Origin of the sequence: Flavobacterium hibernum, assembly GCF_000832125.1 — a bacterium.
Taxonomy (GTDB): Bacteria; Bacteroidota; Bacteroidia; order Flavobacteriales; family Flavobacteriaceae; genus Flavobacterium; species Flavobacterium hibernum.
This window is the reverse complement of the sequence record NZ_JPRK01000005.1, coordinates 405,600-423,022: the sequence shown is the minus strand read 5'-3', so window position 1 is coordinate 423,022 and position 17,423 is coordinate 405,600. Positions and strand designations below refer to the sequence as shown.

Here is a 17,423-nt window from a genome sequence, read left to right as displayed (position 1 = left end):
ATAGAGTAAAAATAGTAATAATTGTTATTTTTGAATTCTATTAGTGAAAGCCGTGTTTTTGATTTTTGAAGGCTTTTAAAGTAGTTTTTAGGTTGTTATTTAGATTCAGTACACGGTATGAATACTACGACATCCAAGAAGTGTATTTTTATTAAATTTTATGAATTTTAAGAGAAAAAGTGATTACTTCATAAGAATGTCTTTTTAGGAAATTATCCATTTTCTATCTCCAAAAAAAGCGTAAATTTGAACTTCTTCCATTTTTTATAAAGTAGTTTTTTATACTCCATATAATCAGATAATTATATTGGAAAATCTTTGGAATTTGGAACTTAATTTTTGCTATTTAAACTTATGTATTTAATATTCGATACCGAAACTACGGGATTACCGAAACGCTGGGATGCTCCAATAACCGATTCTGATAACTGGCCTCGCTGTATTCAGATCGCTTGGCAACTCCATGACGAAATGGGAACGCTTGTTGAACATCAGGATTATTTGGTTAAGCCTGACGGATTCAATATTCCTTATGATGCAGAGCGTATTCACGGAATTTCGACTGAATTGGCTGAAGCGGATGGAATCACGCTAGCCGAAGTTTTAGAGAAATTTAATATCGCTTTAAGCAAAACAAAGTTTATTGTTGGTCAGAATTTAGGTTTTGATGTCAATATTATGGGAGCCGAATTTCATAGAATGGGTGTTGATTCTCCTATGGCTTCAATGCCGGTTTTAGATACTTGTACAGAAGTTACAGCTTCATTATTAAAACTTCCGGGAGGTCGTGGAGGTAGGTTTAAATTACCAACCTTAACAGAATTGCACAGTTATCTTTTTGATAAACCTTTCGCGGAAGCGCACAACGCAACTGCCGATGTTGAGGCAACTACACGTTGTTTTTTAGAGTTAATTAGAAGAGAAGTTTTTACCAAAGAAGAACTTGATGTTCCGAAGGAGTACTTTAAGGAATTTCAGGCTAAAAATCCTGCGGAGTTTCCATTAATTGGTTTAAAACACATCAATTTAAAAGCAGCTTCTGATAAAATCAGAGAGCAATTAAAAGCTTTAGAATCTGTTGGTAAAGAACCTACAGTTTCGCATTCTGACAGAGAAGATTTTAAAGAGGCAAAATATGCGCATTTACACAATCACACTCAGTTTTCGGTTTTACAATCGACTATAGGTATTGGAAATATTGTGGCGGCTACTGCCAAAAACGGAATGCCTGCTGTGGCGATGACCGATACTGGAAACATGATGGGAGCTTTTCACTTTGTGAGCGCCGTTATGAATCACAATAAAGCGGCATCCGGAAAAAATAAAGCTTTGGTTGATGCTGGTGAAGAACCAACAGAAACCGAAATAAAACCAATTGTGGGTTGCGAGTTTAATGTTTGTGACAATCACTTGGATAAAAGCAAAAAAGACAACGGAAATCAGGTTGTATTATTGGCCAAAAATAAAAAAGGTTATCACAATCTGGCAAAAATGTCGTCGATCGCTTTTACGAACGGATTTTATTATGTTCCCAGAATTGATCGTAAAATTATCGAACAATATAAGGAAGACATTATGGTTCTGTCTGGGAATTTATACGGAGAAATTCCGAGTAAAATTCTGAACATTGGTGAGAACCAAGCCGAAGAAGCCTTGATTTGGTGGAAAGAACAATTTGGAGATGATTTTTATCTCGAAATTATGCGACATAATCAGGAAGATGAAAATCGTGTAAATAAAACCCTGATTGAATTTTCTCAAAAACATAATGTCAAATTAATTGCGACAAACAATACTTATTATTTAAATAAAGAAGATGCCAATGCGCACGACATTTTGTTGTGTGTAAAAGATGGTGAAAAACAAGCGACGCCAATTGGTCGTGGTCGTGGATATCGTTACGGATTACCAAATCAGGAATATTATTATAAGTCAGGAGAAGAGATGAAAAAGCTCTTTGCCGATTTGCCTGATTCGATTATTAATATTCAGGAAATTGTAGATAAAGTAGAGATTTATTCGCTTTATCGAGATGTATTGCTTCCTAAATTTGATATTCCTGAAGAGTTTGTTGTTGTCGAAGATGAAGCTGATGGCGGAGTTCGTGGTGAGAATAAATATTTGCGTCATCTTACTATGGTGGGCGCAAAAAAACGATATGGAGAAATTACAGAATCAATTCAGGAACGTTTAGATTTTGAATTATTAACAATTTCGAATTCAGGATATCCGGGTTACTTCCTTATTGTTCAGGATTTTATCGCCGAAGCCAGAAATATGGACGTTTCGGTAGGGCCAGGTCGTGGATCTGCTGCGGGTTCTGCCGTAGCCTATTGTTTGGGAATTACCAATATTGACCCTATTAAGTATGATTTGCTTTTTGAGCGTTTCCTGAATCCTGACCGTGTATCCATGCCCGATATTGATATCGATTTTGATGACGAGGGTCGTGGTCGTGTTATGGATTATGTAATTAATAAATACGGTCAAAATCAGGTGGCGCAAATTATTACCTATGGTAAAATGGCGACCAAATCTGCGATTCGTGATACGGCTCGTGTACTAGATTTGCCATTGTTTGAGGCCGATAGAATTGCAAAACTGATTCCGGGAATGATGCCGTCTAAATGGAATTTGGCGCGTTTTATTTCTGAAAGCGAAGAAGAGGTTAAAAAAGCGCTTCGTTCTGATGAATTTGATAATGTAAAAGAATTGATTGCGATTGCCAACGAAGATGATTTGGCCGGAGAAACAATTCAACAAGCAAAAATTCTTGAGGGTTCGATGCGAAATACCGGAATTCACGCCTGTGGGGTAATTATTACGCCATCGGATATTACGAATTTCGTTCCCGTAACCACAGCAAAAGATTCTGATTTATATGTGACACAGTTTGATAACTCGGTTGCAGAAAGTGCAGGATTGCTGAAGATGGACTTCTTGGGTTTGAAGACCCTTACCTTGATTAAAGATACCGTTAAACTGGTAAAATATAGAAACGGAATTGATTTAGATCCAGATACTTTTCCGATTGATGATATCGAAACCTATGCACTTTTCCAGAGAGGTGAAACCGTTGGAATTTTCCAATACGAGTCACCTGGAATGCAGAAATACATGAAGGATTTGAAGCCAACGGTTTTTGGAGATTTAATTGCCATGAATGCCTTGTATCGTCCGGGACCTTTGGAGTATATTCCGTCTTTCGTAAGAAGAAAAAACGGAGAAGAAGAAATCAAATACGATTTAGATGCCTGTGAGGAATATTTGGGAGAAACCTACGGAATTACCGTTTACCAAGAGCAGGTAATGCTTTTGTCGCAATCTTTGGCTGACTTTACAAAAGGTGAGGCCGACGTTTTGCGTAAGGCGATGGGTAAGAAACAAAAAGATGTACTAGATAAAATGAAGCCGAAGTTCGTAGAACAAGCGGCAAAAAAAGGTCATGATGCAAAAGTTTTAGAGAAAATCTGGAAAGACTGGGAAGCATTTGCGAGTTATGCCTTCAACAAATCACACTCGACTTGTTATGCCTGGATTGCGTATCAAACAGCCTATCTTAAAGCGCATTATCCTGCTGAATACATGGCAGCGGTACTATCGAATAACATGAATGATATTAAACAAGTATCGTTTTTCATGGAAGAATGCAAACGAATGGGATTACAGGTTTTAGGTCCTGACGTAAACGAGTCGTTTTATAAGTTTACTGTAAATGATGAATATGCTGTTCGTTTTGGTATGGGAGCGATTAAAGGAGTAGGTTCCGGAGCTGTGGCAACTATTGTAGAAAGCAGAAAAGACGGTAAATACAAATCGATTTTTGATTTGGCAAAACGTATCGATTTGCGTGCTGCGAATAAAAAAGCAATCGAAAATCTTGCTTTGGCGGGTGGTTTTGATTCGTTTGAAGGAACGACAAGAGCACAATATTTTCATGACGATGGCGACGGAATTACGTTTTATGAAAAAGCAATTCGTTATGGATCTAAGTTTCAGGAAAACGAAAATTCATCGCAAGTAAGTTTGTTTGGAGAAACCAGTGAAGTGCAAATTGATGAGCCAGTTGTGCCTCCATGCGAAGATTGGAGCACGATGGAGAAACTAGCGAAAGAGAAAGAAGTAGTTGGAATCTATATTTCCGGACATCCTCTCGACGATTTTAGATTTGAAATGAAGTACTTCTGTAATTCCCGATTAGAATCGCTTAAGAGTATGAATGAATTCGTGGGTAAAAATCTAAATTTTGCCGGAATCATTAATAACGTACAACATCGTGTGGCAAAAAACGGAAAAGGTTGGGCTGTATTTAATTTAGAAGGTTATGATGAAAGTTATGAGTTTAAGATTTTTGGTGAAGAATACTTAAAATTCCGTCATTTCCTGATTCAGAATAATTTTGCTTTCATAAAAATATTAATAAAAGATGGTTGGGTAAATCATGATACCGGTAAAAAATCAGATCCTAGAATGCAATTTGTCGAGATTAGACAGTTGCAGGATATCTTAGAAGCTTTTGCCAAAAAATTGATTTTATTATTAAATATAAAAGACTTGCAAGAAGAGTTTATTCATTCGTTAAGTCGCTTGTTTAGTGAAAATAAAGGTGACAATTCTGTGACTTTTGAAATCATGGAGTTAGAAAAGATAAAACGTTTGGTTGAAGTAGAAACTCCTACTGATTTTGAAGAAACTGAAGACGCCGTTTTTGTCGACGAGAATGAAGACACTGAAGCATCAATTGAAGAAACTAAAATTCAAGAGGTAAATGAAGTTGAAGAAATAAAAGTTGTGACAAAATTATCGATGCCAAGCCGTAGGTTAAAAGTTAAGATTTCGACGGAGTTATTGATAGAATTAGAAAAGATGCAGGTAAATTTTAAGCTGAACTAAATTTTAACAGTTAAAATTTGAGATTATGCATTTTTTTAATGTTAAAAATATGCACGCATAATAGTTTTTTAGTAATATTGCCTAAAATTACAACGATTTCGTACCAAGTCTAACTATGCAAACTATAAGATTATGTTAAAATAATCTATGTTTGTAAAAATTAATTAAATCAGAATTATGAAAAAGAACCTATTTTTATTAGGATTATTAGTTTGCTCTATGGCTACTATGGCGCAGACTGAAAAAGCGGATAAACCAGAAAGTTGGTATTTTAAATTGGGTGGATCATATTTCAACCAAACTGCTTCTACAGAGTTTCCAACTGTTGGCGGACAATTACCAAATAGAGATGTCTATGCAGGTACATTAGCAAATAATAAATTGGTTTCAAGAGAAGGTATTACAGGTTCTTTTGGACAAGGTTTTAGAAGTGGAATTACTGCTGGTTACCGTTTTTCTCCACGTTTAGGAGTTGAGATGGCTGCAAATTACTATGTTAGTAATACTAAAACGATGGCGCAAACTACTGATAGACTTATTTCATATAATCCAGCAACAAGTCCGGCAGCAACTTACTTGAGTTTTACTGCAGAAGGAGAAATTAAAGCTTTTGATTTAGCTCCAGCACTTGTAATGTTTTTAGGTGAAGCTCATGGTTTTGAGCCATATACTAAAGTTGGAGTTATTGTTCCAGTTCACGGAACATTAGATATTAAAACTGACAGACAATACACAACATTTGTAGGCGCTAATCAAGTTGCTTCAACAAATGCTTATTCAAAAGATGTTGTAAAACCTAATCCATCACTTGGTTTTATGGCTTCTATAGGTACTTCTTATAAATTAGGAAAACATATTTCGGCTTTTGCTGAATTAGAATACCGTAATTTTACTGTACACGGAAAAACTAAAGAAACTGAAATATATACTGAAAATGGTGTTGATAAATTAAATACTCCAACTACTTTCCGTCCTGATGCATCATACTCTGCAAGTCATACTAAATATGTTGAGACAATCAATTCTACTTCAAATAGTAAAGTAACTAATGCAGCTGGTTTTGATAATACTAAAGCTACTGATGATGTTAGTACATATGTTGGAATTTCAGGTTTAGGTTTGACTTTAGGTCTTAAATATAGCCTATAATTTTAGAAAATTATATTGCAAAAAAAAGAGGATATTCATTGAATATCCTCTTTTTTTTTGTTTTAAGTTTTTTGTCATTTCGACCGAAGGGAGAAATGATACGTTTGAACCAAACCCGACAGGTTTTAAAAAACCGTCGGGTTTTATAGGATGGTGAAATGAAGTAATATTTTAATAATTATTTAGAATTTCTAAACTCTTTCAAAACTTCATCAATAACCCAAGTTGTTCTTGCTGCCGATGTTCCTTTTGATGGATTTACACCTTCTTTACCTAGGATTTCTGCAACAACAGTTTCGACAAGTGGTTGTTGAATATGAAGCGGATTTTCGATTGTGATACTTTCTTTTTCCCCATTTACATATTGAATGTGTATTGGATCATTTCCAAAAGTAGAGAAAGAAATTTTTCCCTTATCACCTACAATGTCGGTATTGTCGTAACGTTCAAAACTGGCAAAATTCCATAAACCAGTTCCGTGAATTCCGTTTTCAAATAAAAAAGACATGGAAACAGAATCTTCGGCAGGATATGCTTTAAGTTGAGAACTTGCATGACCGCGAACAGATTTTATTGGACCAAAAACAAAATCCAAAAAGTCTAAAGTATGGCAAGCTAGATCGACAAATATTCCGCCACCAGAAATATGTGGTAAAACAGTCCAAGGCAAATTGATTTCGTCATCGTATCTTTCTTCAAACGGGTGATATAAAACGCAGTTTACGTGTCTTACAGTTCCAATTTTATTTTGATCAATAAGTTCTTTTATCTTTAAAAAGCGAGGCAAACTTCTTCTGTAATAAGCAACAAACAACGGTACATTATGTTCTTTGCAAACGCTGATCATTTCGTTGCATTCTTCAAAATTTAAGGCCATTGGTTTTTCTACGTAAACCGGTTTTCCGGCTTTGGCACATAACATAGTATATTCTTTATGAGATGATGGCGGAGTAGCAATATATACGGCATCAACTTCTGGATCGTTGATTAAATCAATAGCTTTCGAATACCATTTAGGAACATTATGTCGTTTGGCGTAATCTTCTGCAAGAGCAGCATCTCTTCGCATTACAGCAACTAATGCTGAGTTGGGTGTTTTTTGAAAAGCAGGACCACTTTTTACTTCAGTTACATTACCGCAACCTATAATTCCCCATTTTACAATTTTCATTTTTTGGTTTTTTAGTTATTTCAAATTTAAAAAAGGTTTGCCACTAATTTCACTAATTTTCACTAATTATTTGCGGTTATAATATATGGATTAGTAAAAAGTTAGCCACGAATTCACGAATTTTATTTTAAACAGAGTTAATTTACCGCAAAGCACGCAAAGTTTTTGTACTAGTTTGGCTTTGTAAAAATACAAAGTTCGCAAAGCTGGCTCAATACAAAGCTTTGCGAACTTTGCCTCTTCTGAAGATACTTCTGTATAAAAACTTTGCGTGCTTTGCGGTAAAATTCTCAAGCAGAAACAAAATTTCTTGTGAAAGTCATGATAAAAATAAGCCACGAACTCACAAAAATAATTCGTGAATTCGTGGCTAATAAATTAAAACTTAAATCTTTATTTTTTAGGTAAAGCTTTAAAACCCATATTGTAAAGTGTGAACGCTTGAATGTCTACATTTTCCTGAATGGTTGCAGCAACAGATTTTCCTGCTCCGTGACCAGCTTTTACATCAATACGAATTAAAACCGGATTAGGACCAGTTTGTTTGTCTTGCAATTCAGCAGCAAATTTAAAACTGTGTGCAGGAACAACACGATCGTCATGATCACCAGTTGTAACCATAGTCGCAGGATATTGAACTCCTTTTTTAACATTGTGAACTGGAGAATATCCTTTAAGGTATTCAAACATTTCTTTACTATCCTGAGCAGTTCCGTAATCGTAAGCCCAACCTGCACCAGCAGTAAAAGTATGGTAACGTAACATATCCATTACACCAACAGCAGGCAATGCAACCTTCATTAAATCCGGGCGTTGTGTCATTGTAGCTCCAACTAATAAACCTCCGTTAGAACCTCCGCGAATAGCTAAGAAATCTGATGAAGTATATTTTTGCGCAATTAAATATTCGCCAGCAGCAATAAAATCGTCAAATACATTTTGTTTTTGCAATTTAGTTCCCGCATCATGCCATTTTTTACCGTATTCACCACCACCTCTTAAATTGGCAACAGCATAAACTCCTCCGTTTTCCATCCAAACCGCATTTGCAATGCTGAAACTTGGCGTTAAACTAATGTTGAATCCACCGTAAGCATAAAGAATAGTTGGGTTTTTACCGTTTAATTTTAATCCTTTTTTATAGGTAATAATCATCGGAATTTTAGTCCCATCTTTTGAAGTATAAAATACTTGTTTAGATTCGTAATCTTCGCTTTTAAAATCAACTTTTGGTTTTTGATAAATTTCAGATTTGCCGGATTTTGGTTCAAATGAGTAAATTGTTCCCGGAGTTGTATAATTAGTAAAGCTATAGTACACTATTTTATCGTGTTTTTTTCCACCAAAACCACCAGCGGTTCCTACAGCAGGAAGTTTGATTTCGCGAACTAATTTTCCGTTGTAATCGAATTGTTGTACAAATGATACTGCATCTTTAGTGTAGTTGGCAAAAAAGAATCCAGCACCAGTTGAAGGTGATAAAATATCACTAGTTTCCTTTATAAAATCTTTCCAGTTTTCAGGTTTTGGGTTGCTAAAATCAACAGAAACAACACGCTTATTAGGAGCTTTAAAGTCGGTTTCGATAAATAATTTGCTTCCTTCATTTGCAATAATCTGGTTGTCACTATTAAAATTGTCTACAATCGTAATAATTGGACTATTGGCCACAGTAAGATCTTTAATGTACAATTCGTTTCCGTAAGTAGAATTGGCTGCTGAGATTACTAAATAACGATCGTCTTCGGTTACATAACCGCCAACATATCTGCGTTTTTGATCTGCACCAAAAATAACTTTATCGTCTTTTTGAGAAGTTCCAAGTTTGTGAAAGTACAATTTGTGTTGATCTGTTTTTGCAGATAATTCGCTTCCTTTTGGTTTCTCGTAACTAGAGTAGTAAAATCCTTCGTTACCGTGCCATGAAATTCCGCTAAATTTTACATCAACCAAAGTGTCTTCGAGAACTTTTTTAGACAAAGCATCAATAATAATCACTTTTCTCCAATCGCTTCCACCTTCAGAAATAGCGTAAGCAGCTTTGTTTCCATCTTTAGAAAAATCCAAACCACCAAGAGATGTTGTTCCGTCTTTAGAGAACGTGTTAGGATCTAAAAAAACTTCTTCTTTACCATCTTGTCCTTTTCTGTAAACAACAGATTGATTTTGAAGTCCGTTATTTTTAGAATAATAAGTAAATTTTCCTTCTACATAGGGAGCGCTGATTTTTTCATAGTTCCAAAGTTTTTCCATGCGTTTTTTAAGTTCATCACGGAAAGGAATTTTATCTAAATAACCATAAGTAACTTCATTTTGAGCTTTTACCCAAGCTCCAGTTTCGGCAGATTTATCATCTTCAAGCCAACGATAAGGATCATTAACTTTAGTATCAAAATAGACATCAACTGTTTCGCCTTTTTTGGTTTGGGGATATTGAATCTTATTTTGTCCAAATGAAATTCCTGCAGTTGTAATTGCCATTAGAAGAAATGTTTTTTTCATAGTTTATGTTTAACAGTTGTAACAAAAATAACGCTTTTTGTTGTGAAAACGTAATTGAAAAAGTTAAACCATATAAGTCATATAAGTTCATTTAATTAAAGACTTAGTTTATATTTACTTATATGACTTATATGGTTTAAATTATGTGGTTAAAAAATGTTAGAGATTAAAGTTTACTCCTAAAACAATGTTTCTTCCAATATTTGGAATACCGTCTGTTTTTAATCTTGAAAGGTGAGCAATATATTTTTTGTCGAATAAATTGTTTCCGTTCAAATTAACATCAAAAGCATGTTTGCCTAGTTTTACAGTTCCTCCAAATCCTAAGTTTACCAGAGTATATCCGTTAGAAGCTGTTTCGAAACCACTTACATTATTCTGATTAAAAGTCGATGAAACATTTAAAGAAGCATATCCTTCTTCGAACCAATTTTTAATTTTAAATTCAGTTCTTAAAGTGTTGTTCCAATTGTTTGCAGGAATTAAAGGTAAATAATCACCGTTTTGTTTTTTACCCGTTACAGTTTCAAAACTAGTTTCAAAATGCAACCAATCTAAAGGATGTGGATGAAAGTGCAAGCCAACTTCACCACCATATAAATTTGCATTATTCTGTATGTAGGCAAAAACATCGTTGTCATCACGAACTTCTCCAGTTGGCGAAGTATAGATATAATTGTTTACATGATTGTAAAACCCATTGATGAAGAATTCAAAATGCGTGTTTTTGTATTCTAAATTCAAATCAGTCTGAACGTTTTGTTCTGTTTTTAAGTTGGCATTTCCAATTTCATATCGGTTCGTTCCTTCATGAACTCCATTTGATGTTAGCTCAGCTAAATTTGGCGCTCTAAATCCGCTGGCAACATTGAGTCGAAGCGTTAACGGTTCAGCCAGTTTAGTTTTATATCCTAAAGATGCATTAAAGCTGTCAAAAGATCTATCTAAAGGCAGGAAATAACCTTCTTCACCTTCAATTCCGTGTGCTTGCGAGGTAATATTTCTGTTGTCAAAACGTAAACCCGCCTGTAAAACACTACTTTTCCATTCGTAATTTGCAGTTCCAAAAACGCCAATATCGTTTGTTGTTGCATCAGGAATTAAGTATTCTTCACCAAAATTAGCATTCGTTTGATGCATTCCCTGTACACCCAAAATCGTTTCAATTTTTCCTAGCTTCGGAAAATGATATTTAGCATTATAATTAAAAGTGTTCAATTTCATATGAAGCGAAGCATTGTTGCTGTCTTCAAATTCACTTCTGTCATTGGCAATATATCCTAAGTCAACATCAAGTTTCGAATTCTCAAAAAAGATAACATTGTTTAAACTCAATAAATGATTAAAAATTCCTTGTCTAGGAAACATCGTATTTTTGCTCGACGATTGCTCTCCTATACCATCTTCCGGAATTCCAAGATCAAGTTTGTTGTAATTGTATCTCAAAACACTCGAGAAAGTGGAGTTGCTGTAACCAATTCCTGTTTTAAAATCGGTTTCGTTATAACGTGTATTAGTTACGCGATCTCCATCAGGAATTTTATAATCAGAATGTGTGTTGAAACTTCCGCGAACCAAAAATTTCCAATTGTCAGTAGATGTTTTTAAACCAATAGAAGAATTGCTTCCTTGCGTATTAGTGAAATATTTTTGACTGAAATTAGCCTTAAAAGTATTCGCGTCAGCAAATTTTTCAGGATTAAAATATAAAACTCCACCAAGAGCGTCAGAGCCATATAATAAAGAAGCAGGTCCTTTAATAACTTCTACACTTTCGATTCCCGCATCATTTAAACCTAAACCATGCTCGTCACCAAATTGTTGATTTTCGATACGAACACCTTGAGAATACACCAAAACACGATTTCCGCTAAGACCACGAATTACCGGTTTCCCAATCGAAGTTCCGGTAGAAATTTGAGAAACTCCCGGAATTGTTGCCAAACCTTCAATTAATGTCGATGTTCCTTTTTGTTGTAAAGTTTTAATACTTTCGTGTTCAACCTTCATAACGTTTTGCGATTGCAACTTGTTAAATGGTGTCGAAACTACAACTTCATCCATTTCAAAAATAGATTCAGTAAGTGTAATATCAATAGTATTCTGTTTTAATAATTTTGAGATCGTTTTATTTTGAGTAGTAAAACCTACCAGAGTAAAAGTAACTCTAAAGCTTCCGTTTGGAAGATTCTTAAATTCGTATTTTCCGTTTTCATCTGTAGTTGTTCCCTTATGCAATTCTGGCGCATAAACAGAAACGTTAGCTAAAGGTTTGTTCTGAAGATCGATTACCGTTCCAGATGCAGTATTTTGAGCAGATAAAAAGCTCGTGAACCCTAAAATAAGGGCTATTATTAGTTTTTTCATTTGAAAATGATGCTATAGTTAATTGATTTTGAGTCTTTAAAATAAAAACAAAAAGATACAGTGAGGTTTTCGTTCCGAAGAGTTTCGAAATCGAGAAAACAACTAATTTTTTTGAATTAGATTAGAAAGATTTTGAATTTATTTCGAATGTTTTCGAAATTAAGAAACTAGAGCAGCGGGAGGACCGCGTAATAAATAAACACTTTCGGAAAGTGAAAATACTTTTTCTGAAAGAGAGAAAAAATAAGGAATTTCGCTGCTGAAAGTACGAAATTCGAAAGCAAATTTTTCTGGTACAATATAACTTCCAAAAACAAAATGACACACAAAACAAACATCATAATCATGATGTTGATGCGTGATTTCGCCATTAGGATCATTATAATTGTGATGACATTGTTTTTCTGAAAGTTGCTTTACAATATGCTCATAACTGTGTATCGACTGAAACAATATTGAGAACAATACCGTTAAAGCCAAAGAAACACTTAATATGAGCTGCTTTCTTTTCATGCAGGACAAAGGTATAAAAGATCTGAAGAAAATAGATTCATTTTTTAGATTCTATTGTAGATTCATTGAAAAAACTTCAGCAAAATCTTTTATTCTTAATCAAAAACAGAATAATTGCTTTCTAATCGTCTCCTGAACTAGCATTATATTATATTTGTAAGTAAAATAAATAACCTTTAAAAAACGTTTACTTGAAAACCTCTTTAAAACCAAAATACAATATGCGATTACTTTTTAGTTGTTTGTTTTTAGTGTCGTTTTTCAATGCTTTTTCACAAGATGTAAAGCCGGAAGTAAAACCTGTGGTTAAAATTGATTCCTTATATCGTGAAGATCAGTTTTATTTTTCGGTTACTTATAATCTTTTAATGAATGGTCCAACAGGTTTAAAACAAGATAAATTTTCGGCAGGACTTTCAGCAGGTTTTTTGCGTGATATGCCAATTAACAAAACCAGAACAATTGCAATTGCAGCAGGTTTAGGATTAAGTTATCAGAATTTTTATCAAAATCTTACAATTTCTAAAGGTCCAACTGGAGATTTGATTTATGGGGTAAACGATAGTGGTCAATTTGTTTCGAATAGATATAAACAATATTCAGTAGATGTCCCAATTGAGTTTAGATGGAGAAATTCAACTTATGAAAGCTATAAGTTTTGGAGGATTTATAGTGGAGTAAAATTAAGTTACATATTCTCAGATAAATCAATTTTAAAAGACGGAGAAAGCACTTATAAAATCTCCAATAATAAAGACGTCAATCAATTTCAATATGGAGTTTACGTTTCGGCAGGATATAATACCTGGAATGTATATTGCTATTACGGTTTAAATGGATTGTTCGATAAATCCGTTAAAACCATTTCAGGCGAAAGTATCAATGTGAAAGCGATGAATATTGGTTTGATCTTCTACATTTTATAACCACAAAAATAAGAAAAGCAACTGCGGTAATATCCCAATTAATAATCCAAGAAAAAGTTCTTTAGGAGTATGTGCTTCCATTTCTAAACGCGAAGATGCTACAATTCCTGTCATTAAAATCAAGAAAGCTGCCCAATAAGGATTTTGCATTTGAAGATGAATATTCATTCCGATAACAAAAATGGTTAAACCGCTAATTGCCAGCATATGCAAGCTAACCTTTATTTTAAATAACGAGCAAATTAAGGCCAAAATTGTACTAAATAAAGCGCCCAGAAAAAAGAAATGAAGCTCCGGATATCGGGAAATTATAATACTTCTTTTTACCAACAAAATATACAAAAAGCATTGCAGCACTAAAGGAATTCTACGTTGAGAAACATCGGGTAACATTACTGAATTTACATTTCCGGTTGAACGAAGCAACAAGAAAAATAAAATTGGAACCAAAATCGTAATGATCAGAATTTGAAACAAAACATAATATTTTTCCTGATTACTAAAAATATCGTTTTTGCAAAAAAGATAAAATAATGTGGCATACATCGAAATAAAAATCGGATGTAAGATATAGGAGAATAAAGGCAATAATCTTTTCAAAATGCAGTATTTAGTGGTCCTCAACAAATATAAGGAAATAATGGTTTTTGACTTATTCTTTTGCCACAGATTAATAAGATTTCTATTCCGCCATGAATTTCACGAATTTACTGAGTGAAAATTCATGGAGATTTTTTTTAAATCTATGAGAATCTTTTTAATCTGTGGCAAAAATATATCGACAAAGAATTAGTGAAAATTAGTGAAATTCGTGGCAACCTTTTTTCTCAGTTTATTAATCTGTGACAAAAAATACATCGGCAAAGAATTAGTGAAAATTTGTGAAATAAGTGGCAAACCTTTTTTTAAATTTGACAAAAAGAAATTCTAAATGAGTATAAACATAAAAAGCCTTATCTCGGTTCTTGATGCCGAATGGATTGGCTCTGACACTGATATTTTTGTTGATCACATATCGATTGACAGCCGTTCATTACAAAACGGATCAAAAACTTTATTTATTGCCTTGTCAGGTGTTAATAATGATGCTCATTTATATATAGCTGAACTTATTGAAAAAGGTGTTCAGAACTTCGTTGTGCAATACATTCCTGAAAATGTCAAAGGAAAAGCCAATTTTCTATTAGTCAAAAACACCTTAAATGCATTGCAGCAATTTGCGGGTTATTATCGTAATTTATTCGATTTTCCTGTAATTGGGTTAACTGGAAGTAATGGAAAAACAATCGTAAAAGAATGGCTCAATTTTTTGTTGAGTCCAGATTACAATATTATTAGAAGTCCAAAGAGTTATAACTCTCAGGTTGGAGTTCCGTTGTCTGTAATTGCCATTAATGCGAAACATAATTTAGGTATTTTTGAAGCTGGAATTTCGACCGTTGACGAAATGATTAAGCTCGAAAAAATCATTAAACCTAATATTGGTGTTTTAACTAATATTGGTTCTGCACACGATGAAGGATTTCAAAATCTGGAACAAAAAATCAACGAAAAATTACTCCTTTTCAAAAATGCTACAACGATTATTTATCAAAAAAATCAGCTTGTAGATCTTTGTCTAGAAGTGTTTTGCGAACGTTATCCACTAAAGGACAGAGTCCTTTTTTCTTGGAGTTTTACAGATAATACTTCTGATGTATTTATCTTAGAAAGAGAAAACACAAACGAAACAACAACCATTCAATATCAATATCAAAGTGAATTTTTCGATTTAAAAATTCCATTTAGTGATTCAGCATCAGTAGAAAATGCAATTTCATGTTTGTTGGTTTTATTGTATTTTAAATATGATTTTGATACGATACAAAATCGTGTTCAAATGCTTTATCCGGTACAAATGCGTTTGGAGGTTAAAAACGGAATCAATAATTGCAGTATTATTGATGACAGTTATAGCTCAGACTTTCAATCGTTAAAAATAGCTTTAGATTTTCTGGAAAGTCAGCAAAAAAAGAATGCTACAAAAACGGTTATTCTATCTGATATTTTTCAAAGCGGATTCTCAAATGAAGAATTGTATTCTAAAGTTGCCCAATTGATTTCAGATAATAATGTAAATCGCGTTATTGGTATCGGGGCAACTATTTCTTCTTTTGCAGGAAAGTTTTCAAACTGTATTACATTTCAAAATACTGCCGAGTTTATTGCGCAATTTGAAAGTTTGAATTTTAATAGCGAAACGATATTAATAAAAGGAGCAAGATCATTTCAGTTTGAGGAAATTGTTGCTTTGCTCGAAGAGAAAACACATGAAACAGTTCTCGAAATCAATCTGGATTCCATAAGTCACAATTTAAATTATTACAAATCAAAGTTGGCCGATGATGTAAAAATCATGGTCATGGTTAAAGCATTTGGTTACGGAAACGGAGGTCTAGAAATAGCAAAATTACTCGAACATCATAAAGTAGATTATTTGGGTGTGGCTTTCGCCGATGAAGGAATTTCACTTAAAAATGGCGGAATAAAATTACCAATTATGGTTTTAAATCCGGAGTCTACCAGTTTTCCATCGATAATTCAATATCAATTAGAACCCGAAATTTATAGTATTAAAGGATTAAAAGCATTTTTAAAAATTGCCGAAGAAAGAAAATTAAAAAACTTCCCAATTCATATAAAACTCGATACAGGAATGCATCGTTTAGGTTTTGAAGAGAATACACTCGACGAACTCATTCAAACTTTAAAAGGGAACTCAACAGTAAAAGTAAAAAGTGTTTTGTCTCATTTAGCAACAAGCGATGAATTGAAGCATTTTGATTTTGTGATTTCCCAGATTGATCTCTTCGATAAATTATCTTCAAAATTAATCTCAGCATTAGATATTAATCCAATTCGACATATTCTAAATACGTCCGGAATAACCAACTTTCCAAAAGCGCAGTTTAATATGGTGCGTTTAGGAATTGGTTTATATGGCGTTTCAAACGATCCGTCTGAGCAGAAATACTTAGAAAATGTTGGGACATTAAAATCGATTATTTCACAAGTTCGTACGATTCCAAGTGGAGATAGCGTAGGATACGGACGCCGCTTTATGGCCGAAAAGGAAACAAAAATCGCAACAATCCCAATTGGCTACGCCGACGGAATTTCGAGATTGTGGGGCAATCAAGTTGGCTATGTTGTGATTAAGAATCAAAAAGCATTTATTTTAGGAAGTGTTTGTATGGATATGCTAATGGTCGATGTAAGTAATATCGATTGCAAAGAAGGAGACTCCGTAATTATTTTTGGCGAAAGCCCAACAGTTATTGAAATGGCTGCGGCACTAAAAACCATTCCGTATGAAATCATGACCAGTATTTCTCAAAGGGTAAAAAGAGTGTTTTTTAGATAATTTTAACAAACTTTACAGAAAATTACGTATTTTCGATAATCAATTAATTATAAATTTAAAACAAATCAATTATGGGATTTATTTCTGAGTTTAAAGCATTTGCAATGAAAGGCAACGTAGTTGATCTTGCTGTCGGTGTAATCATTGGAGCTGCTTTTGGTAAAATCGTTAGTTCATTTATTGAAGATGTGATTACTCCGTTAGTATTAAAGCCGGCGTTAGATGCAGCTCATTTGTCTAAAATTGAAGATTTGGTTGCATTTGGAGGAGTTAAATACGGCTTATTTTTATCAGCAGTAATTAATTTCGTAATTGTTGCTCTGGTATTGTTTATTATTATCAAGGCAATTAATCATGCTAAAAAGAAAGAGGAAGTTGTTGTGCCACCAGCTGGACCAACTCAAGAAGAGTTATTGACGCAAATTAGAGATTTGCTTAAAAAATAATACCGCTACACTAAGTCTAATTTAACCGCTTCTTAATTGAGGCGGTTTTTTTA

General features: G+C 33.8%; 10 protein-coding genes. 5 read left to right on the top strand and 5 right to left on the bottom strand.

What is annotated here, in order from left to right; all coding sequences use genetic code 11:
- The first annotated feature begins 354 nt into the window (after positions 1 to 354).
- Positions 355 to 4,893 (top strand): DNA polymerase III subunit alpha, encoded by a 4,539-nt coding sequence (gene dnaE, locus IW18_RS06115; RefSeq protein WP_041516692.1) that lies wholly within the window; start codon positions 355 to 357, stop codon positions 4,891 to 4,893.
- 177 nt (positions 4,894 to 5,070) lie between these two features.
- The gene (locus IW18_RS06110; RefSeq protein ID WP_041516691.1) at positions 5,071 to 6,042 is read left to right on the top strand and encodes an outer membrane beta-barrel protein; all 972 of its coding nucleotides are present in this window, start codon (positions 5,071 to 5,073) and stop codon (positions 6,040 to 6,042) included.
- A gap of 178 nt (positions 6,043 to 6,220) precedes the next feature.
- Here the strand turns inward: IW18_RS06110 and IW18_RS06105 are convergent, their stop codons facing one another.
- From IW18_RS06105 to IW18_RS06090, 4 genes are all read right to left on the bottom strand, one after another.
- Positions 6,221 to 7,213, bottom strand: coding sequence for a Gfo/Idh/MocA family protein (locus IW18_RS06105; protein WP_041516690.1), 993 nt, complete (start codon positions 7,211 to 7,213; stop codon positions 6,221 to 6,223).
- Positions 7,214 to 7,606: 393 nt separating this feature from the next.
- A complete protein-coding gene (locus tag IW18_RS06100) occupies positions 7,607 to 9,715 on the bottom strand; it encodes a prolyl oligopeptidase family serine peptidase (RefSeq protein WP_041516689.1) in 2,109 nt (702 codons plus the stop codon).
- 159 nt (positions 9,716 to 9,874) lie between these two features.
- The gene (locus IW18_RS06095; RefSeq protein WP_041516688.1) at positions 9,875 to 12,082 is read right to left on the bottom strand and encodes a TonB-dependent receptor; all 2,208 of its coding nucleotides are present in this window, start codon (positions 12,080 to 12,082) and stop codon (positions 9,875 to 9,877) included.
- A gap of 159 nt (positions 12,083 to 12,241) precedes the next feature.
- Complete coding sequence (locus tag IW18_RS06090) at positions 12,242 to 12,595, bottom strand: hypothetical protein (protein ID WP_041516687.1); 354 nt, start codon at positions 12,593 to 12,595, stop codon at positions 12,242 to 12,244.
- Positions 12,596 to 12,786: 191 nt separating this feature from the next.
- Here IW18_RS06090 and IW18_RS06085 point away from each other — a divergent pair, with 191 nt between their 5' ends.
- Positions 12,787 to 13,521, top strand: coding sequence for a porin family protein (locus tag IW18_RS06085; RefSeq protein WP_316931572.1), 735 nt, complete (start codon positions 12,787 to 12,789; stop codon positions 13,519 to 13,521).
- On the opposite strand, the gene IW18_RS06080 is transcribed toward IW18_RS06085, so the two are convergent.
- The gene (locus tag IW18_RS06080; RefSeq protein ID WP_041516686.1) at positions 13,516 to 14,121 is read right to left on the bottom strand and encodes a hypothetical protein; all 606 of its coding nucleotides are present in this window, start codon (positions 14,119 to 14,121) and stop codon (positions 13,516 to 13,518) included. The genes IW18_RS06085 and IW18_RS06080 overlap by 6 nt on opposite strands.
- Positions 14,122 to 14,452: 331 nt before the next feature.
- Between IW18_RS06080 and IW18_RS06075 the strand changes: the two genes are divergently transcribed.
- Together IW18_RS06075 and mscL are read left to right on the top strand one after the other, a co-directional pair.
- Positions 14,453 to 16,924 carry a bifunctional UDP-N-acetylmuramoyl-tripeptide:D-alanyl-D-alanine ligase/alanine racemase gene (locus IW18_RS06075; RefSeq protein WP_041516685.1) on the top strand — a complete coding sequence of 824 codons (2,472 nt, stop codon included), beginning with the start codon at positions 14,453 to 14,455 and terminating at the stop codon, positions 16,922 to 16,924.
- A 71-nt stretch (positions 16,925 to 16,995) separates the two neighbouring features.
- On the top strand, positions 16,996 to 17,370 hold the full coding sequence (gene mscL / locus IW18_RS06070; protein WP_041516684.1) for a large conductance mechanosensitive channel protein MscL: 375 nt from the start codon (positions 16,996 to 16,998) through the stop codon (positions 17,368 to 17,370).
- Positions 17,371 to 17,423: the final 53 nt, after the last annotated feature.